Source organism: Gayadomonas joobiniege G7 (assembly GCF_000300815.1).
GTDB lineage: Bacteria > Pseudomonadota > Gammaproteobacteria > Enterobacterales > Alteromonadaceae > Catenovulum > Catenovulum joobiniege.
In genome coordinates this window covers 490,430-508,847 of record NZ_AMRX01000007.1, presented here as the reverse complement: position 1 = coordinate 508,847, position 18,418 = coordinate 490,430, and the positions used below count along the sequence as shown (strand labels likewise).

Annotated in this window: 17 protein-coding genes; 6 read left to right on the top strand and 11 right to left on the bottom strand. The window is 40.4% G+C overall.

What is annotated here, in order from left to right; all coding sequences use genetic code 11:
- Positions 1-36: 36 nt before the first annotated feature.
- Genes C727_RS19155 through purM form a run of 5 tightly spaced genes read right to left on the bottom strand, consistent with a single transcriptional unit; the run spans position 37 to position 7,069 of the window.
- Positions 37-3,603 (bottom strand): ATP-binding protein, encoded by a 3,567-nt coding sequence (locus tag C727_RS19155; protein ID WP_051008749.1) that lies wholly within the window; start codon positions 3,601-3,603, stop codon positions 37-39.
- Positions 3,569-4,618 carry an HD domain-containing phosphohydrolase gene (locus C727_RS0114480; RefSeq protein WP_017446365.1) on the bottom strand — a complete coding sequence of 350 codons (1,050 nt, stop codon included), beginning with the start codon at positions 4,616-4,618 and terminating at the stop codon, positions 3,569-3,571. Before C727_RS0114480 ends, C727_RS19155 begins: the two co-directional genes overlap by 35 nt.
- 35 nt (positions 4,619-4,653) lie before the next feature.
- Positions 4,654-5,391, bottom strand: a complete 738-nt coding sequence (locus C727_RS0114475; RefSeq protein ID WP_017446364.1) for a DUF3108 domain-containing protein — start codon at positions 5,389-5,391, stop codon at positions 4,654-4,656.
- Entirely contained in the window at positions 5,381-6,025 is a 645-nt protein-coding gene (gene purN, locus C727_RS0114470) for a phosphoribosylglycinamide formyltransferase (protein WP_017446363.1), read from the bottom strand. The genes C727_RS0114475 and purN overlap by 11 nt, the downstream gene beginning before the upstream one ends.
- 3 nt (positions 6,026-6,028) lie before the next feature.
- Positions 6,029-7,069, bottom strand: a complete 1,041-nt coding sequence (gene purM, locus C727_RS0114465) for a phosphoribosylformylglycinamidine cyclo-ligase (RefSeq protein WP_017446362.1) — start codon at positions 7,067-7,069, stop codon at positions 6,029-6,031.
- Between the two features lie 196 nt (positions 7,070-7,265).
- Between purM and C727_RS0114460 the strand changes: the two genes are divergently transcribed.
- From C727_RS0114460 to C727_RS0114445, 4 genes are all read left to right on the top strand, one after another.
- Complete coding sequence (locus C727_RS0114460; protein WP_017446361.1) at positions 7,266-8,171, top strand: D-hexose-6-phosphate mutarotase; 906 nt, start codon at positions 7,266-7,268, stop codon at positions 8,169-8,171.
- A complete protein-coding gene (locus tag C727_RS0114455) occupies positions 8,161-8,811 on the top strand; it encodes an HAD family hydrolase (protein WP_017446360.1) in 651 nt (216 codons plus the stop codon). Before C727_RS0114460 ends, C727_RS0114455 begins: the two co-directional genes overlap by 11 nt.
- Before the next feature lie 66 nt (positions 8,812-8,877).
- Positions 8,878-9,717 (top strand): FAD-dependent oxidoreductase, encoded by an 840-nt coding sequence (locus tag C727_RS0114450; RefSeq protein ID WP_017446359.1) that lies wholly within the window; start codon positions 8,878-8,880, stop codon positions 9,715-9,717.
- Positions 9,718-10,142: 425 nt separating this feature from the next.
- On the top strand, positions 10,143-11,261 hold the full coding sequence (locus tag C727_RS0114445; RefSeq protein WP_017446358.1) for an OmpA family protein: 1,119 nt from the start codon (positions 10,143-10,145) through the stop codon (positions 11,259-11,261).
- Positions 11,262-11,343: 82 nt separating this feature from the next.
- On the opposite strand, the gene gloA is transcribed toward C727_RS0114445, so the two are convergent.
- On the bottom strand, positions 11,344-11,742 hold the full coding sequence (gene gloA, locus C727_RS0114440) for a lactoylglutathione lyase (protein WP_017446357.1): 399 nt from the start codon (positions 11,740-11,742) through the stop codon (positions 11,344-11,346).
- A 334-nt stretch (positions 11,743-12,076) separates the two neighbouring features.
- On the opposite strand from gloA, the gene C727_RS0114435 reads away from it, so the two are divergent.
- Positions 12,077-12,580, top strand: coding sequence for an RNA polymerase sigma factor (locus tag C727_RS0114435; RefSeq protein WP_017446356.1), 504 nt, complete (start codon positions 12,077-12,079; stop codon positions 12,578-12,580).
- A 1-nt stretch (position 12,581) separates the two neighbouring features.
- Complete coding sequence (locus C727_RS0114430) at positions 12,582-13,241, top strand: hypothetical protein (protein ID WP_017446355.1); 660 nt, start codon at positions 12,582-12,584, stop codon at positions 13,239-13,241.
- A gap of 52 nt (positions 13,242-13,293) precedes the next feature.
- Here the strand turns inward: C727_RS0114430 and nth are convergent, their stop codons facing one another.
- From nth to rsxC, 5 genes are read right to left on the bottom strand one after another with little or no spacing between them, the layout of a single operon-like run.
- Positions 13,294-13,926, bottom strand: coding sequence for an endonuclease III (gene nth, locus C727_RS0114425; protein WP_017446354.1), 633 nt, complete (start codon positions 13,924-13,926; stop codon positions 13,294-13,296).
- Positions 13,923-14,627, bottom strand: coding sequence for an electron transport complex subunit E (locus C727_RS0114420; RefSeq protein WP_017446353.1), 705 nt, complete (start codon positions 14,625-14,627; stop codon positions 13,923-13,925). The genes nth and C727_RS0114420 overlap by 4 nt, the downstream gene beginning before the upstream one ends.
- Complete coding sequence (gene rsxG, locus C727_RS0114415) at positions 14,624-15,247, bottom strand: electron transport complex subunit RsxG (RefSeq protein WP_017446352.1); 624 nt, start codon at positions 15,245-15,247, stop codon at positions 14,624-14,626. Before rsxG ends, C727_RS0114420 begins: the two co-directional genes overlap by 4 nt.
- A gap of 7 nt (positions 15,248-15,254) precedes the next feature.
- Entirely contained in the window at positions 15,255-16,301 is a 1,047-nt protein-coding gene (gene rsxD, locus C727_RS0114410) for an electron transport complex subunit RsxD (protein ID WP_017446351.1), read from the bottom strand.
- On the bottom strand, positions 16,301-18,409 hold the full coding sequence (gene rsxC / locus C727_RS18625) for an electron transport complex subunit RsxC (protein WP_017446350.1): 2,109 nt from the start codon (positions 18,407-18,409) through the stop codon (positions 16,301-16,303). Before rsxC ends, rsxD begins: the two co-directional genes overlap by 1 nt.
- Between the last annotated feature and the right edge of the window lie 9 nt (positions 18,410-18,418).

Here is an 18,418-nt window from a genome sequence, read left to right as displayed (position 1 = left end):
CAACGTTAGAGGAATTGATCGCGAATTGCAAAGACCTTATTTGTTAAATACAGGGGCTAATCGCTGTAATAAAACATTTATGCCCATAATATCAAAAGCATCTATTTTGTCATTTAACTGGTGCCCTAAATGGTCTAAATGGGAAGTGTTTTCGTTAGTTGATTGCAGTAGTATCTCACTCAGTTGTTTAATATCATTCAGGTTATTACTTCGCACCGCTTTATGATACTGGTTTTTAAGTTGTTGATAAGTTTCTAATGATAAGTGCTCAAATGCCAGTTCAGTTGCTTCTGAATCCATTTGGTTTGTTCCAATGCTATCGTTCGTCTTTTCAAACGTTAAGTACTGGCATAAAGTCGCAAACAGCTCGGCGCGTAAAATTGGTTTACGTAAAAAATGATCAAATTGGTATTTTTGAGTTTGTTCACAATCTGACTGCATCGCAGAGGCGGTTAGCGCGATGACAGGAAGATCCGGACATTCCTGTTTGATCAATTCAACAGCCTCTAAACCATCCATTACCGGCATTCTTATATCCATAATAACTAAGTCGATAGCTTGCTGTTGACAAATTTTTACCGCTTCAGCACCGTTTTCTGCTTCAACTATGGTCACGTCGCTTTTACTAAAATTATTTCTAATCAAAGCTCGATTATTGGCGATATCATCAACCGTTAAAATGGTGCAAGGAGCAAATCGTATCGTATCGGGGTCAACAGTAGCAGGATTTGTCTCTGCTTCCACTTGCACCGCAGCTATGTCTTGGTGTTTTAGCAGCACGTTAAAGCAGCTACCTTGGCCTAACTCACTGTTTAACGTAATTTCACCACCCATAGCTTCCACCAAACGTTTGGTGATAGATAAGCCTAAGCCAGTGCCGCCGAAGCGTTTGATATCCTGGCCTTCTTGCTGTTCAAAAACATTAAATATTTTTTCTTGCTGGTTTTTTGCAATCCCTATACCGGTATCTTCAACCGAAATCAATAAATCAACTTTACTCAAGTGTTCATCAATATTCAGTGCTCTGATGGAGAGGTTTATTTCGCCTTGCTCGGTAAACTTAACCGCATTGCCTATCAGGTTAAACAGAACCTGACGTAAACGCACTGCGTCTAATAAGATGGCGGTAGGGATTTGACCATCAACCGATAAATTAAAAGCAATTTTTTTCTGTTGAACCTTAAGTTGGAAGATATTTTTTATTTCTTCGAATAATTGATAGAGGTTACAAGCCTGTTTGTTAATCTCTAATTTGCCAGATTCTATTTTAGACAGGTCTAAAATGTCGTTAATTAGCGTTAACAGAGTATTTCCTGCATTTTGTATGGTGCGGATAAAGGTTTTATTTTTTGCATCGTCTATGTTGGCATCTAATAGCTCAGTAAAGCCAATAATAGCGTTCATTGGGGTGCGTATTTCATGGCTCATATTGGCCAAGAACTCAGACTTTGAACGGTTTGCTGATTCCGCCATCTCTTTGGCGGCTTTTAGTTGCTCTTCCATTGCGACCCGCTGGCTTAAATCTATTGCAATTGAGAGCAAGCAGTTTTGTTCACGGTAGTTGATGGGAAGTACAGACACCAGCATTGATTTAAGCTCACCACTGGGGGCTCTGATTTGAATGATTTCTTGATCGACACTTTGCCCACTTTTAATTTTTTTTATGATTTTGTCTCGATCGGCCGGATTGTGATAAAACTGCAAAATATTTTTTTGTTTAATTTCGACCGACGTCAATTGATATTCTGTTAATGCGGTTTGGTTTGCCATTATGATGGCACCGGAAAGATCCGTAATCAATAAACTCAATGGCACCTTATGAATTAATGCTTCTAGTTGTTCGTGGCTTTTTTTCAGTCGCTGCTCAAGCCGGAACTCTTCAGTTTGATCCCTTAAGGTTAAATTAAAGCAGGGTTTGTTATCGTATTGGATGGGGATCAAGGTAATAGAAAAACAAGCCATTTGACCCGTTAAGGTTTGCATTAACCAATCAAATCGATAACCTTGTTGCCGGTTCGCTTTTACAAAATGTTGTTTAAAACCTTCAACACCCGCTGTCGCTGCAAACAGTTGATGGATATTTTGCTGCACGATCTGACTTGAATGACGTGCCCCTAACAGCTTAATCGAAGCCTGGTTGCACGCTAATATTTGATCTTGATGAATGATCATATGGCCATCTAAAGCGCCATCAAAAAGGTTTTTAAAATTGTCTTTTTCGTTTTTTAACAGCTTTTGCGCATGCTTTTTTTGCTCAATTTCATTTTTCAACCGCATGTTCCAACTAATGATAAAACCAACAATGATCAAACAGATTAAAATGACTTGTATTGTTAATTGGTAATCATGCTTTTGAGCAAATTCTACTTGAGTCCATTTTCGAATAATATCGGACTCATGATGTTGAGACAGTGCAGGCAACAACAAGTTTAAAACGGCAAATAACTCATCAAGGTTTTTATTTACATGCCAGGTGAGTTTCATATCCAGGTCTGTTTTACCCACCACTTTGATATTGTAATAACCACCGGATGTAATCAAATAACCAGCCTTTGCAAGCGACATCACTGCCGCGTCTAGTTCGCCAGATTTGACCTTATCTAGAGCTGCTTGCGCCGATGGAGTATCTATAAAGTTTAGCTTTGGATAGTTTTTACGCAGCGCGTGGGTATAACCGTAACCTTCTATCACAGCGATGCGTTGGTTTTTTAATTCAGTTATTTTGTTTACAAACGAATGATCGTTTTGCATCAAAATGACAATCGGGTTTAGCAGGTAGGGTTTAATGGCGCGATAGTGGCGCTTTAGTCTTGCATCATCAGCATCACTAGAGATCATATCGGGTTTTTGTTGATCTGCATACGCTAAGGTTTGTAGCCAACTATCACTGGCCAAAAGTTCAAACTTTAAACCGGTTAAGTTGGCTAATATAGCTAAATAATCTGCAACTATGCCTTCAAATTCACCTGCTTCATTTATTTGCTCAAACGGAAGCCAATCTGGGTCGCCACTATAACGTATCGTATGATTTTGACTGAGCCATGTCTGTTGACTGGGGGTGAGCTGATTGATCTGGGGCTGCAGTGGATGGAGTGTGTCGCCAAGTATACGCTTTTGTATGTGCTGCTTTTCAGTTTGACTAATGGCTTCGATTGCTTCGTTTAATAATGGCCGCAGCGGTTCTTTTGAGGTACGAATAAACAAATAAAAATGCCTCAGCGGTTTATCTGCACCCTCGTCTAGCAGAGTTAAAAAAGGTAAGCTGTAGGCACCGTGAGCGTTATTTTTTGAAATTTTTTGCTCGCTTACGAACAGCTCGATCTGAGGATTATCCAATAGCCATTGCTGCGTATTTTGTTCGTTCGCTTGCAGTGTTAACTCAACCCCAGCCTTTTGTGAAATCAAATCTAGATAGGCTTTTTGCAAAGCATATAATTTTTCGGCCGGAATATTCGTAGCTATAGATGCTGCAGCTGGCAAAATCACAGCCTTCATAGATTTAGGCGCCATCGATTTATTCGCAGCAAGTGTTGCTGGGCTAACGATGAATAAGAGTAGGATGGTAAACTTAAACACCAGTTTGGGCAATCTTGATAAACTCATCTAAATGCTCATTAAAAATTTTAACTAACTGAGGATCAAAATGTTTACCAGATTGCTCATTGACAAAATCGACGGCTTCGCTGATAGGCCACGCTTTTTTATAACGCCTTTTATGGGTTAGCGCGTCAAATACATCGGCGATCGCCACAATACGGGCGTAAATGTGAATATCTTCACCGGCTAAACCCTGCGGATAACCACTGCCATCCCACTTTTCATGGTGCTGCGAGGCAATGATATTCGCTGCCGTAATATATTTGCGATCAGACATGCGCAATATTTCGCTGGCTTTAGTGGTATGGGTTTTCATTATTTCAAATTCGGCAGGGGTCAATTTACCAGGTTTATGTAATATTTCATGGGGGACCGCAATCTTACCTATATCGTGCATAGGTGCTGCATGATAAATGGTATTGGCATCATCATCCGACAAACTAGGGTGATACAGAGCCAAGAGTCGAGAATAATCAGACACTCGTTTAATGTGGCTTCCAGTTTCATCCGAGGTGGCTTCCATCAATTCCATCAGCACATAGATCATCTCTTTCTGACTTTCTTCTAACTCAGTTTCGAATCGTTTTTCTTTATGGATGAGGGCGCTTTGCAAATTGAGGTTTAAATCTTTTAATACTTTTTTAGCAGAGGAAAGTTCTAGGTGATTATTGACACGAGCGATAAGTTCTTCAGAGTGGAAAGGTTTGCTTAAATAGTCGACTGCACCTATTTTAAATGCCTTAGCGATAGAATCTATATCAACTTTAGCTGTTAAAAAAACTATTGGGATTTCTGCATATTCAGGTCTAGCTTTGAGATGCTCGCAAACCTGATAGCCATTCATTCCAGGCATCATGATATCTAATAAAATCAGGTCAAAATCGTAATCTTGACATAACAAGAGCGCTTGTTCGCCATTTAATGCATACGAAAATTGATACCCTTGCTCTTTCAACATATTCATTGCAACTTGAATGTTTTCTGCAATGTCATCCACTATCAAAATGTGGTACTGCGCCATATGTTCATTCCCTCGTTTTTTTAATTATTTATCCGCTAAAAAGCGGTAAAAACATATTTCTCCAATTGGGCATCTGCAACTTCGCTGCCATCTCTTAGTTGCCGAATACGCACCAACAAATAACCTAAATCTGGTGCTAACCAAAACTCAGTGACTCTATCACTGCCGTCATCTCGGATCCTTTGTAATTTAACCGTATTTATTTTTCCTGCAGGTACAGTGAGCTCTTCTTCTCCAACCACTTTAAACTTATAGAGTTTGTCTCGTTTTTTGTGGTCGATCAAATAATAACTCATCTCAGTTTTACCGGCAGCTAAATCCAGCTTCATTTGCAGCTGGTAGCTCACCTCATCGTACCATTGAATGTTGTTATCGACCGGCAAAAACTTTTGTTTTTCGAGATCCTTTACGCCTTCGTACATAAAAGCTAAGGTTGTACTTTTATCTGTTCCAGTGCCTTCTCGTTTAAATAAGTAACGAGCCGGCGTCACTTGATCTTTAAGCACAGTTAACTCAGATGTCTCGCGTCTGTGATCACTTAAAATTAATAATGAAAGATCAGAAAAATAGGAAAAAGTATAGCGGTTTTCACCGATTTGAGAAAGCTGACGCTTCGCCGTACCTAAGTTAAGTCGCCCTTTAGCGACTTTATATTTCGCGTTGAATGGCGTAAGCACATTATTTATTTTGACATCTGTCTGCTGCGCGATGGCAGGAGCGACTGAAAGTAACGATAAAACGACAGATGATAAAACAATTAATTTATTCAGCATATCTTATCCCGGTTGTGGGCAACTCATTATTGTCTAACCAAACTCGACCACTTTCCATTTTAAGTCGATCTTGGCAAAACCATTCTATTGCCTTAGGGTAAATGAAATGTTCCTGTTTGTGAATCCGTTGTGCTAATGTTTCTGCAGTATCTTTTTCATCAATCAGGATACTTACTTGACAGATAACTGGGCCGCCATCTAATTCTTCGGTCACAAAGTGAACACTAGCACCATGTTCTCTGTCGTTAGCGTCTAACGCTCTTTGATGAGTATTTAGACCCTGGTACTTAGGCAACAAAGATGGATGAATGTTCAATAGTTTACCTTTGTAACGGGCAACAAATTGAGCGGTTAAAATTCGCATAAAACCAGCAAGAACGATTAAATCCGGTTGATACCGATCAATCACTTCGGCGAGCGCTTGATCATATAACTGACGGTCTGGATAATCACTATGAGGGAGTGAAATCGCTGGAATCTGATGCTTTTGAGCTCGCTGTAAACCGAATGCAGTGCTTTTATTAGAAATAACTGCACAAATCCGGCCATTAATTTGGCCGGATTCAGTTGCATCAATCACTGCTTGTAAGTTGGAGCCGTTTCCAGAAATTAATACAAGAATGGATTTCTGCACGACTTAAACCATTTCTACCTGAGCTTCGTTTTCATTAGCTTCGCTTATATGACCAATCAACCAAGCTTTTTCACCACTTTGACGTAAAGACACCAAAGCTTCTTCAACATCGTCTTCATGCACAGCTAAGATCATGCCTACACCACAGTTAAAGGTGCGTAACATTTCGTGCGTTTCGACATTACCAGCGGTTTGCAGCCAATTAAATACTTCTGGCCACTGCCAGCTTTTTTGTTCGATAACAGCTTTGCTATTTGCTGGTAATACGCGTGGAATATTTTCCCAAAAACCGCCACCGGTAATATGCGTAATCGCATTTACATTAACGCTTTCTAATAACTTGAGTATTGATTGTACATAGATTCGAGTTGGCGCCATAAGGTGGGATTTAAGCGGTTGACCATCTAATGGTTGTTCTAAATCTGCATTTGAAACTTCTAAAATTTTACGAATTAACGAATAGCCGTTTGAATGTGGGCCTGATGACGCCAGGGCAATTAACCTATTACCAGGTTGTACTCGGCTACCATCAATGACTTGTGATTCTTCGACTACCCCGACACAGAAACCCGCCATGTCATAGTCTGCGCCTTCGTACATGCCCGGCATTTCTGCTGTTTCACCACCAATTAATGCACAATTAGATTGCTGGCATCCTTCACCAATGCCGCTGACAACTGAAGCAGCTACATCCACGTCTAACTTGCCGGTGGCATAATAGTCAAGGAAAAACAGAGGTTCAGCCCCCTGAACTATTAGATCATTGACACACATAGCCACCAAATCTATACCTACGGTATCGTGACAATTTAAATCAATAGCCAATCTTAATTTAGTCCCGACACCGTCTGTGCCCGAAACCAGCAGTGGTTTTTTGTATTTTTCAGGTAGTCGGCAAAGCGCACCGAAACCACCTATGTTGCCCATTACCTCTGGACGTCGGGTTTTTTTAGTGACGTCTTTAATACGTTCAACTAGTTGATTACCTGCGTCAATGTCGACACCTGCGTCTTTATAACTTAATGATTGTTTTTGCTCAGCCACTTGCTTTCCTAAATTCAAAACCTAAAGAATATCGGCATATTGTATCAAGTAAGGATCATGAATAAAAAGAATTTTACGTACAAACTTAAAAACCCTAAGTACAGGGGAGGTGAAAACGTATTACCTCAACTTGTGAAGACTAGCCTGAGCCGTTAAAATAACGCTTTTGATGAGGTCATTAATAAGTGGTATCAATATGTGTGTGCAAGAATTAGTAAAAAAGTTTAGTTGTATTTCAGTGACGGATGCAAAAAGTTTATATGGCGAAACACAGGACGCTCTGCCCTTATTAAAGATCAATCACGAATTATTCGATGCTGTTATTGCTATCCAAGGGGCTCATTTAGTCGAATTCAGCGCCAAAGGCAAAGATCCTTTATTATGGCTCAGCCCACAGGCTATTTTTAAACAAGGGAAAGCAATTCGTGGCGGCATCCCAGTTTGTTTTCCTTGGTTTGGTGATAACCAATTAAGTGAAAATACGCCAAGTCATGGTTTTGTGCGTAATCGAGACTGGCAGTTGGCAGACATTGACGTCACTGCAGAGCAAGTGAGTATAACCTTTAAGTTTACCAGTAATGAAGAAACTCAAACTTTGTACCCTTATTCTTTTGAGGCTGAGTACAAGATTCAACTAAACCATCAGATAGAGCTTGCGCTAACAGCAATCAATCTCAGTGACACTTTGATGCCAGTTAGTTTTGCTTTGCATAGTTATCACCCTGTGGCAGATATTGAAACCGTTTATATTGATGGTTTACACTACACCACCTATTTAGATAATACAGCGCAGTTAGCTGCTAAAATACAGCAAGGCCCAGTGCATTTTAGCGGTGAATTAGATCGAATTTATCTAAATGTTGCCGAGCAGCAAAGGATTCAAAGCAAAACACCTATAGTGTTACGTAGCAAGAATTGCCACTCTGCGATAGTCTGGAACCCTGGCCCAGAAAAAGCAGCTCAATTAATTGACTTAGGCGAGCAAAACTATCCTTCGTTTGTGTGTGTTGAACGTGGAAATGCATTTTCGGATAGCTGGTATTTAGCGCCAAAAGAAAAACGCCAAGCGGAGCTGTTAATAGGATATGCTGATGGTATTTAGCACATTATTTATTGATCATGATGGAACTTTGGTAGACTCTGAACCAGCGCAGCATAAAATTTGGCAACAAGTGTTAGCACCATTTTCAATTTCACTTAGTTTTGCTGATTTTAAACCTCGCATCGGTTTATCAGGTGAGTCGACGGCTACTTTTTTTGTAAATAAGTTTAACTTACCTATTAGTTCAGCCGAGCTTAGCCAACTAAAAGTGGATGCCACCTTAACTTATATTCATACTGTTGGGTTTACCTTGATGCCAGCGGTTGAGCAGTTTTTAACGAGGTTTAAAAAGTTTCAGCCAGAAGCTAAAATAGCTTTGGTATCAGGGTCAGACAGGTCCCATGTGATTGCCAGCTTGGCGCATCATCCTCAGTTACCCATTGATTTGGTTGTCGCAGGCGGGGATACCAAAAATACCAAACCTAACCCAGAACCTTACCTCAAGGCCATTTCAGATTTACAGGTTTTGGCTGAGCATGTTTTGGTGTTAGAGGATTCTGAATCTGGTATTCAGGCAGCAACTGCTGCTGGTCTTACAACTTACGCGCTTGCCCATGCATACTCGGATAAATCCTCGTTGCAAAAAGCGGATAAAATTTTTCATCATTTTGACGAATTAAATGCGCATTTTTTTGGTTAATTATACTGAACTTGATTTGTTTTTTGTCCGTAATAAAAATAACAGTTTAAAACACATTTAAGATTTATGAAAACACTGGTAATCGGCGCAAGTATCGCAGGGATCGCTGTTGCTTACAGACTATCTCAAGCGGGACATAAGGTCGTACTACTAGATAGTAAAAATTCACTTTTCACTGCCGACTCAGACGCCCATACAGCGGTGCTGGCAGCGGATGACCCAACTATGCTTGAATTGTTTCATCAATGGACAGAAAACGGATGGTCGTTCCCAGTCGAGCGGCAGCTGGTTGATAGTCAGGATGCCAAACTAGCCGAAATAGCAAAACGTCCGGTGCAGTTTGATTGGTTACAGGCAGAGCCTTGTTTTTATCACTTGTTGAAAGATGTCCGTATTTTTACTAGGCAAACGATCGAAAGCATAACAAAGCGCCGTAGTGGTCTATTTGCAAATACTGCGAGGCATACCCAGTTGGGTCCGTTTAATCGTGTGATTGATGCTCGACATGGTGGTGAAGCAACCCGTGAGATGTGGTGCCAGTTACAGTTAAATAAAAAGCCTAATATAGATATGCTCAAATCTATGGCTAAACAGATGCGGGCGAATGTGTTGATCAGCTCACCTAGCCGTCATGCTAAATATGCGTTAACAGCGCGTAAGCAAGTGCCTTTGTCGCAAAAACGTCGGCTGCAACAAGCCATCGCTTATTGGCAGTCTACGGTTGCTGGATTTTCGCAAGCGTTCGAATCTAACCGAGAATTACAACATACCCACTTTAATTGTGAAAGATTTGATCCGGATTTAGTGGAGATATGTCATAATAAAGCCGCCCACCGGCTTGACTTTCAAAACCAGTTTTTAAGTGGCCATGAGTTTGCTGAAAGTCTTTTATTAGCAAGACATTAAAGAATTTAGACGTGATATAGATTTTTTTAATAAATTTGTGTTTTGGTTACAAAGTTATCGTGATTTGGGCTTGAAACTTGATTAAACTCTACAGATAATTGATGGGGTGTTAGGCAGTTCAGCGAATTCTGGTTTGGTGTTTAAAACAGGAAGCTGTAAAAACACGTTTTATTTCGCATTTATGAGTTTTAATATGCTTTTGTTGTTCAGTAGTGCGAAAAAAATCACAAGTTTACAGGTATATTGCTACTATAAACACTGAATCGGGTAATATATACATTATTAGTAGCTAACAAGGAGCTTGCTTCACACTTGGCTACCGAGAAAGTAACAAAAGCATTTTGATCTCTGTTCAAGAAATTTGAGTACAACAGGATTAGGGCTCTTGCTTAAAAAATGACTCAATAAATATTAAGGATGTTCTCATGACTAAAATGTTCAAACTAGCAAGTCTGACAACTGCACTGATTTGTTCTACATATGCGAATGCGGAAGCACCTGTTTATGTAACAGGCGGTGCAAGTGCATTTTTCTTTGATACCGATGTGCACAATGTGGACAATGGTGCTGTTGGACCTTGGGTTGGCTTAGGCTATCAGATTGATAAAAACTGGGCTGTAGAATTAGACTATAACTGGTCTGAAACTGAAACAGATACCCCATCTCAATTTGATACAGATGTAAGTTTGTTATCATTAAACGGTTTATACCGATATGCTCCAGTTGGTCAAAACAGCTGGATCGCCAAGGCTGGCTTGGGTCAGTACACTCTTGACGCCGATACGCTGGGTGAAGAAGAAAAATTTGCATTAAAAGCTGGTGCAGGTTACGAGCATTATTTTACTTCTAATTTATCTGCTACTTTTTTCTACGAACTTGTTGCATCTTTTGATTCAACAGTTATCGAAAGTTTACCAAGCATCGGTTTAAAATATCAATTTGGCCAAACAACTTCTAAGTCAGATGACATGACTAAAGTTGATAACTCAAATGCAATGGCTGACGCTGACAAAGATGGTGTAGCTGATAGCAAAGATATGTGTAGCAACACACCAACAGGTGTTCGAGTAAATAGCCAGGGTTGTCCTTTTGACCGTGATTCTGATGGCGTTTATGATTATAAAGACGAATGCCCGATGACACCAAACGGTGTCGCTGTTGATAGCAAAGGTTGCCGTAAAGAAGAGCCAAAAACAGTTTCTGTAGAGCTTTATGTTCAGTTCGAATTAGAAAGTGCGGTTGTTAAACAAAGATTCCACGGCGACATTAAACAATTAGCTGACTTTATGAAAAAGTATCCAAACAGCAAAGTTGTTTTAGTTGGTCATGCCGATTCAACAGGTCCTGCGGACTTCAACCAACGTTTATCTGAGCAGCGTGCACAAAGTGTTGCCGATTATATGGTTAAAGAGTTCAATGTTTCTTCTTCTCGAATCACTACTCGTGGTGAAGGTGAAAGAAACCCAATTGCTGACAACTCTACTCGCGAAGGTCGTGCTAAGAACCGTCGTGTAACTACTACGTTAGAAGCACAAAGCAAATAAGCTGAGTTCAACTAAGCAGTTTTTAAAAAACCCACCTTATGGTGGGTTTTTTTTGAATCAGCCGATTTTTAAGCAATGTTTTTTACAGCTCAGCGTAATTTTTTTTCTGAATAAGCTCGATTGCATATCCATCCGGATCTTTTACAAAAGCAATCTCAGTAGTGCCACCTTTTACCGGACCTGGCTCACGGCTGATAATGCCGCCAGCACTTCGGATCTGTTCACATTGAGCATAAATATCATCAACTTCTATCGCAATATGACCGTATGCATTGCCAAGATCATATTCATTGGTATCCCAATTATAGGTCAACTCAATAACCGCTTCGTCAGCCTCTGAGCCATACCCTACAAACGCTAACGTATATTTGTATTCTGGATTGTCGTTTTGCCTTAATAGCTGCATGCCCATGACTTGAGTGTAAAACTCAATTGATTTTTCTAAATTTCCCACTCGTAACATAGTATGTAATAAACGCATTTTTTAACTCCGTATTCGTTTGTGGTTTTATTTTTTGCTTTGCATTGCTCTGAATGATTTAGGCTACATTTTGCCTGTTGCCGAGCGCGTTAACAAGGGGATGAGCGTGAGTGCTTATTCCAAGTTGAAAGCAATGTTTAAAAATATTTGTGATTATTTTAGAGGGGCAGCGAATAATTAGATAATCAAGTCGTTTGGTTATATTGTGGGAATAAACAAGTGGATAAAAAATGTATCAAGACCAATAGCTTTCATACAAGGTTTTTAATGATAATTAAGTGGGAAGGTGTCCTCTTTCAAAGAGAAAAAACTTTAGTCCTGGAGTTTTCGCGAAATGAGCAAAACTAAAAAGAGGTTATTCGCCCAAGCAATGGAGCAACATAAAGGTATCGTATTCAAAGTTGTGAATTCATACTGCCCGAATATTTATGACAGACAAGATCTTGCGCAAGAGATATTAACAACTATGTGGATTACTTTTGATAATTACGATAACACATCTAAGTTTTCAACTTGGATGTACCGAATCGCACTGAATGTAGCAATTTCTTATTATCGAAAAGACAGCAAACGAGCGGATAAAACAAGTTTGCCTGATGAACAAATTGTACAGATACCAGATCTGTCAGACGTCCACCAAAGCGAGGATATCACTCTCTTGTATCAATTTATTACACAATTAGATGAATTAAATAAAGCAATTATACTGCTCTATTTAGAAAATGAGTCTCACGAGACAATCGCCAATACTTTAGGCATTAGTACGAGTAATGTCTCAACACGTTTAAGCCGAATTAAAGAGTTATTAAAAAAACAATTCAACAAACGGGAGTCGTAAAATGAACTTAGATAATCTAAAAAATCATTGGCAACATCATCACTCTGCTTGCGGTTCTGAATTTGCAATTAATGAGGCAATTTTGTGGCAAGTTAAAATCAATAAACAAATGACACACCTTAATCAGATGAAATGGGCGCGTATTTTTGAGAGCTGTGTATTTTTGTTGATTATTTTTTTGTTAGGGCAATATATTGCTGATAATCTGAGTGTATCCGCATCTTTTATCTCTGCATCCATTCTTATTATTTTTGCGATTGTCGGGTTCGCTGGAAACATAGGGCAAATTGTCTTGATCTCAAAAGTTGATTATGCCAATCCGGTTAGCCAACTGCAAAAAGACATGTTTCGCGTTTGCTCACACAAATTACAGTTAACTAAGTTGTTATTAATGTCAGCACCATTTTATTTTGCCTATGTCTTTATTGGCTTTGATGTTCTTTTAGGGGTTGATTTATTCAAACATTTAACACTGAAAATGATTTGTTTTTATTCGTTTTTTTCAGTTTTTTTATTTTTTGTCATGGCTGTGTTGTTAACAAAATTAGATTATAAAAACATATCTGTTGTTTGGGTAAAAAACATTATTAATTTTGTTTTGGGCCCTCGATTAGTTAGTCTTGCACAGTTTGTTAATAAGATAGACTCTAACGAGCGTTAGCGTTTCGCTAAAAGTGAATGGCAGCCTGTTAAAGTTTTGACTGATATTGATGTTATTCAGTTTTATCTTTAAACTCGCATAAGTCTTCAATAATACAGGCTCCACACTTGGGTTTTCTTGCGACACAGATATAGCGGCCATGTAATATTAGCCAGTGATGTACATCAACTTTAAAAGCTTTTGGCACTACCTTTAATAATTTTTGCTCTACTTCGTTGACGTTTTTGCCCACTGCTAATTTCGTTCGGTTCGAGACTCGAAAAATATGGGTATCAACGGCAATGGTTGGCCAGCCAAAAGCTGTATTTAAAACAACATTGGCCGTTTTTCGGCCGACACCCGGTAATGCTTCAAGGGCGGCTCTATCTTCAGGGACTTGGCTTTGATGTTTATCAATTAAAATACGGCAGGTTTTAATTACATTTTCAGCTTTGCTATTAAACAAACCTATCGTTTTTATATAATTTTTTAGTCCTTCTACGCCTAGGTTGTAGATAGCTTCAGGCGTATTAGCAACCGGGTATAGTTTTCGGGTGGCTTTATTAACACTCACATCGGTCGCTTGGGCTGATAAAATAACCGCAATTAAAAGCTCAAACGGGCTGTTAAATTCTAATTCTGTAGTGGGATTTGGGTTATCATCTCTGAGCCTCGAAAGCATAGCAATGCGTTTTTCTTTGTTCACGATTGGCTCTCCAGCGTTACTCGGGCTCGCTCGATTTTTTGTGATTTCTGCTGACCCACTACTAGGTTTTCAATACGTTTGTCGTAATGATTTTTTAACGCGATGAGTAACCCCATCACAATAAACGCGCCGGGAGGTAAAATGGCGACTAAAAAGCTTTCTTCAACGTTAAATAAATTCATGGTTAGGTGAGTGGCGCCTTCACCAAATAGTAGATCTGCACCGCTAAATAAGGTTCCATTGCCTAAGATTTCTCTGATAGCGCCTAAAACAGCTAATACCATTAAAAATCCAGTGCCCATCATTAACGCATCCCAAGCGGATAAGAGTGGGTTGTTTTTAGATGCAAAGGCTTCAGCGCGACCGATGATGGCGCAGTTGGTGACAATCAAAGGGATAAATATACCGAGCGTTTGGTAGAGCTGATAAGTGTAAGCATTCATAATCAGTTGCACACAGGTCACCAAAGACGCAATGATCATAACAAATACAGGAATTCTTATCTCATTTGGGATCCAGTTGCGCACAATAGACACACTAATGTTCGATCCCAACAATACAAATAAAGTCGCTAAACCTAACCCTAACCCGTTAATCAATGTATTTGTTACCGCTAGCAGAGGACATAAACCTAACATTTGCACTAGCGCTGGGTTATTTTTCCAAATACCTTGCCAGCTTATTTCTTTAATCGGACTCATTGCTCAACTCCACAATTGGCTGCTTGAGAAAATAAATCAGGTTGCTGTTGTGCCCACAATAAAGTGTCTTTTACTGCATTGACGACGGCTCTTGGGGTGATTGTTGCGCCAGTAAAAGCATCAAACATACCACCATCTTTACGGACAGCCCATTTTTGTAAGTTATCCGGCTCTATACTTAAACCATTAAAACTTTTTATCCAGTTAGACTTTTTAACTTCAATTTTATCACCTAAACCCGGTGTTTCGTTATGCGCTGTGGTTCGCACACCAAGGATCTTAAATTGACTATCCACCGCAACCAATAAGTCAATTCGACCGCTATAGCCGTCTGGTGCAAAGGTTTCAATCGCTAGGGCAACATTCGTTTGTGCCTGGCGTGCGCGGAAAATTCGGGTCTTTTTTTGTAAATGGTTTTGCCGAACGATACAATCATTGGCGACATCGTTATCATAAAGGTTAGCGGCAATAATTTGATTAATGTTACGCACAATGGCATTTTCTTTTTCGGCCGCGATTCTATCTTTGGTTAAAATAAAGGTCCAAGCGGTTAACCCTGTGGTGACTAAAGCAAACAGGGTTAAAATAATACTGGACCGAGTTATATTCTTAATTGGCATAACTTAATTATTTTCCATAAGTTTTTGGTTGACTGTAGTAGTCTATTAATGGCACAGCCATATTGGCTAATAATACAGCAAAAGCGATACCTTCTGGATAACCACCAAAATTGCGAATTAAAAAAACAAGCACAGCCACTAGCGCACCATATATCAATCTGCCTTTTGCTGTGGTTGATGCAGAAACAGGATCAGTTAATATAAAAAATGCCGCAAACATGGTCGCACCTGAAAACAGATGTAAGATAGTTGATGCTGACCCATCTGGGCTTGCGCTGTGTAAAATAAAGCTAAACAAGGTTAGGGTAAGCAGAAAAGCCACTGGAATACGCCAGTTGATGATTTTTTGTTGCAGCAAAAACAAGCCACCTAACAAATAAGCTAGATTTACCTCAAACCAAGCGATCCCAGTCCCCTCGCTGAAGACCTTTTGATTTAAGATCTCTTGATAGGTTTGCTGGTTAGTGAGTGCTGTTTTTACGGTATCTAATGGGGTAGCCATAGTATAGCCGTCAAGGTCGACTCTTAACTGAGCTAACGAAAAACCTGTTTCGCTGTATCCGGTAAAAATAAGCATTAGCGTGTCTTGAACCGTGACTGGGTATTCAACTAAAGATAAGGGGGGTACCCATAACGTCATCGATAGTGGGAATGAAACCAGCAATACTACATAACCAACCATAGCTGGGTTAAATAAGTTTTGCCCCAAACCACCATAAATTTGTTTTGCAATAACAATTGCAAAAATTGCCCCAATCACCACAACCCACCATTGGGCCAATGGCGGCACACTAATGCCTAATAATAACCCAGTTAATAAAGCACTATTGTCTTTTAATCTGGGTAGTACTGAGCGTTGTCTCATTTTTAAACAAGCTGCTTCTGCGGCCACGGCGGCCAATATGGCTAAGCAGATTTGCACTAGGGTACCAATGCCAAAATACCAAGTTTGAACTGCAATACCTGGTAAGCAGGCAATCGCAACAAACAGCATCACGGCTGGGGTTTTTCGTCGAACATGCGTATGAGGAGAGCTGGCGATTTTAAAGTTCATTAATCGCCCCCTAATTGTTTGCGTTTTGCTTTTGCTTTTGCAATAGCAGCTTTGATTCGTTGCGATTTATCATCCTGTTGGCTCATTTGATTTGTCTCACCGGATGCTGGTTTGTCAACGGTTGGTTCCGGTGTTTTTGGGTCACTCTGCTCAATAGGCTCAACCACGTTGGCGTGCTCACCGTTGTCGACTTTTTGTGCAGCGGCTTTTTTAGCTTTGGCCCGGGCTATTGCCGCTTGAGCTTTTTCTTTGGCTGTTTTTCCAGTGTCCGATTGCTTTGTGTCTGCAGCTGATTGCATGGCTTCATTGTCAGCTTTTTGAGCAGCGGCTTTTTTAGCTTTGGCCCGGGCAATTGCCGCTTGGGCTTTTTCTTTGGCTGTTTTTTCAATGTCCGATTGATCTGTGTCTGCGGCTGATTGCATGGCTTCATTGTCAGCCTTTTGAGCAGCGGCTTTTTTAGCTTTGGCCCGGGCAATTGCCGCCTGAGCGGCACTTTTAGGTGAATTGTTTTTTGAATCTGACGCAATAGTCGATTGAGCTGGCGCTTGTTCTTTTGCTTGATCTGTACTGCGGCTCGCTTTTTGCGCTTGTGCTCGCGCTAGTGCTTGGGCAATTTTGTCTTTTGCGCTAGCGTCTTCTTGCATCGTTTGTTTGCGTTTTTCTGCCGCTAAACGCTGTTTTTCGATCCTGGCTTGTTTTTCTTCTTCTAAACGCAATTGTCGTTGGTTAAACCTTTCTTTCGCTTTTTCGGCTTTTTCATTTTCTGCGGCTTGCTGGCGGATATTCGCTTTGGCAACCCGGTAATATTGAACCAGAGGGATCTCGCTCGGACATACATAGGCACAAGCGCCGCATTCAATGCAGTCAAATAGATCAAAATGCTGCGCTTTTTCATACTCACGCGCTTTACTGTGCCAGTATAACTGCTGCGGTAACAATGAGGCAGGGCAGGCATCGGCACAATATCCACAGCGAATACACGCTTGCTCATCGGCTGGATCTGGCAATTCGTTCATCGCGGGCGCTAATAAACAATTGGTAATTTTTGAAACTGGGGTTAATGGCGAGTGAATACTAAAGCCCATCATAGGACCACCCATAATTAAGCGACCTTCTGCTGGTTGGTTATAACCAGCTTGAGTTAAAATATGTGCCACTGGTGTGCCTATGCGCACCCAATAATTACCAGCTTGAGAAATGCTTTCACCAGTGAGTGTCACGACGCGCTCGATTAAAGGTTCGCCGTGAATTACGGCTCGATAGGTGCTGTAGGCAGTGGCGACATTCTGCATCACTATACCAATATCTGCCGGAATTCCTCCGCTTGGAACTTCTTTGCCAGTTAGGACCTGAATTAATTGTTTTTCACCGCCGGTTGGATATTTTGTCGGTACTACACGAACGATAATATCCTTTTCGTCTGCACTTGCTAATTCCATTGCTTTAATGGCTTCAGGTTTATTATCTTCAATTGCAATAACAACCAGTTTGGCTTCAAGCAGGTGGTTTAAAATATTTATGCCAGCAACAATATCAGCAGCGTGTTCGCGCATCAGGGCATCATCAGCTGTGATATAAGGCTCACATTCAGCCCCATTAATGATTAATAATTCAATGGCTTCGGGCCGACTATTTTTAATATGAGTTGGAAAGCCTGCACCTCCTAATCCAGCAACACCAAGCGATTTTATTTTATCTAGGATCTGGGCTGGTGGAAGTTGCTGATAATTATCAAGCCCTTCGCGCTGGCACCATTCATCTGAGCCATCGGCTTCTATAATAATTGTTTGTTCACCCAGACCTGATGGATGCGCTAATATGTGTTCACGAATGTCTGTCACTATTCCCGAAGTTGGCGCATGTACAGGAAGTTGCATTGCCGTATCTGCACGGCTAAGCATTTGGCCTTTTTTAACTTTATCACCCACTTGAACGCAAGCTTCAGCTTGTTGACCAATATGCTGCTTTAGCGAAACATAATATTTGGAAGCTAATTCGGGTCTTTTAATTTGCCCAGTTTGTGACAATGATTTTTTTTGTGGCGGGTGCACGCCACCTGGAAAGCGCCATAGGTAACCAGATTTAATCGTTTTTATAAGACTGTCCACACTAACCCC

Coding starts and splice junctions, on each gene's coding strand:
- rsxG (WP_017446352.1), bottom strand. CDS start 15,247: ATGCCAATTAAGAATATAACTCGGTCCAGTATTATTTTAACCCTGTTT.
- C727_RS0114480 (WP_017446365.1), bottom strand. CDS start 4,618: ATGGCGCAGTACCACATTTTGATAGTGGATGACATTGCAGAAAACATT.
- C727_RS0114420 (WP_017446353.1), bottom strand. CDS start 14,627: ATGAGTCCGATTAAAGAAATAAGCTGGCAAGGTATTTGGAAAAATAAC.
- C727_RS0114455 (WP_017446360.1), top strand. CDS start 8,161: ATGGTATTTAGCACATTATTTATTGATCATGATGGAACTTTGGTAGAC.
- gloA (WP_017446357.1), bottom strand. CDS start 11,742: ATGCGTTTATTACATACTATGTTACGAGTGGGAAATTTAGAAAAATCA.
- rsxD (WP_017446351.1), bottom strand. CDS start 16,301: ATGAACTTTAAAATCGCCAGCTCTCCTCATACGCATGTTCGACGAAAA.
- C727_RS0114450 (WP_017446359.1), top strand. CDS start 8,878: ATGAAAACACTGGTAATCGGCGCAAGTATCGCAGGGATCGCTGTTGCT.
- C727_RS0114445 (WP_017446358.1), top strand. CDS start 10,143: ATGACTAAAATGTTCAAACTAGCAAGTCTGACAACTGCACTGATTTGT.
- C727_RS0114475 (WP_017446364.1), bottom strand. CDS start 5,391: ATGCTGAATAAATTAATTGTTTTATCATCTGTCGTTTTATCGTTACTT.
- C727_RS0114430 (WP_017446355.1), top strand. CDS start 12,582: ATGAACTTAGATAATCTAAAAAATCATTGGCAACATCATCACTCTGCT.
- C727_RS0114460 (WP_017446361.1), top strand. CDS start 7,266: ATGTGTGTGCAAGAATTAGTAAAAAAGTTTAGTTGTATTTCAGTGACG.
- C727_RS0114435 (WP_017446356.1), top strand. CDS start 12,077: ATGAGCAAAACTAAAAAGAGGTTATTCGCCCAAGCAATGGAGCAACAT.
- C727_RS19155 (WP_051008749.1), bottom strand. CDS start 3,603: ATGAGTTTATCAAGATTGCCCAAACTGGTGTTTAAGTTTACCATCCTA.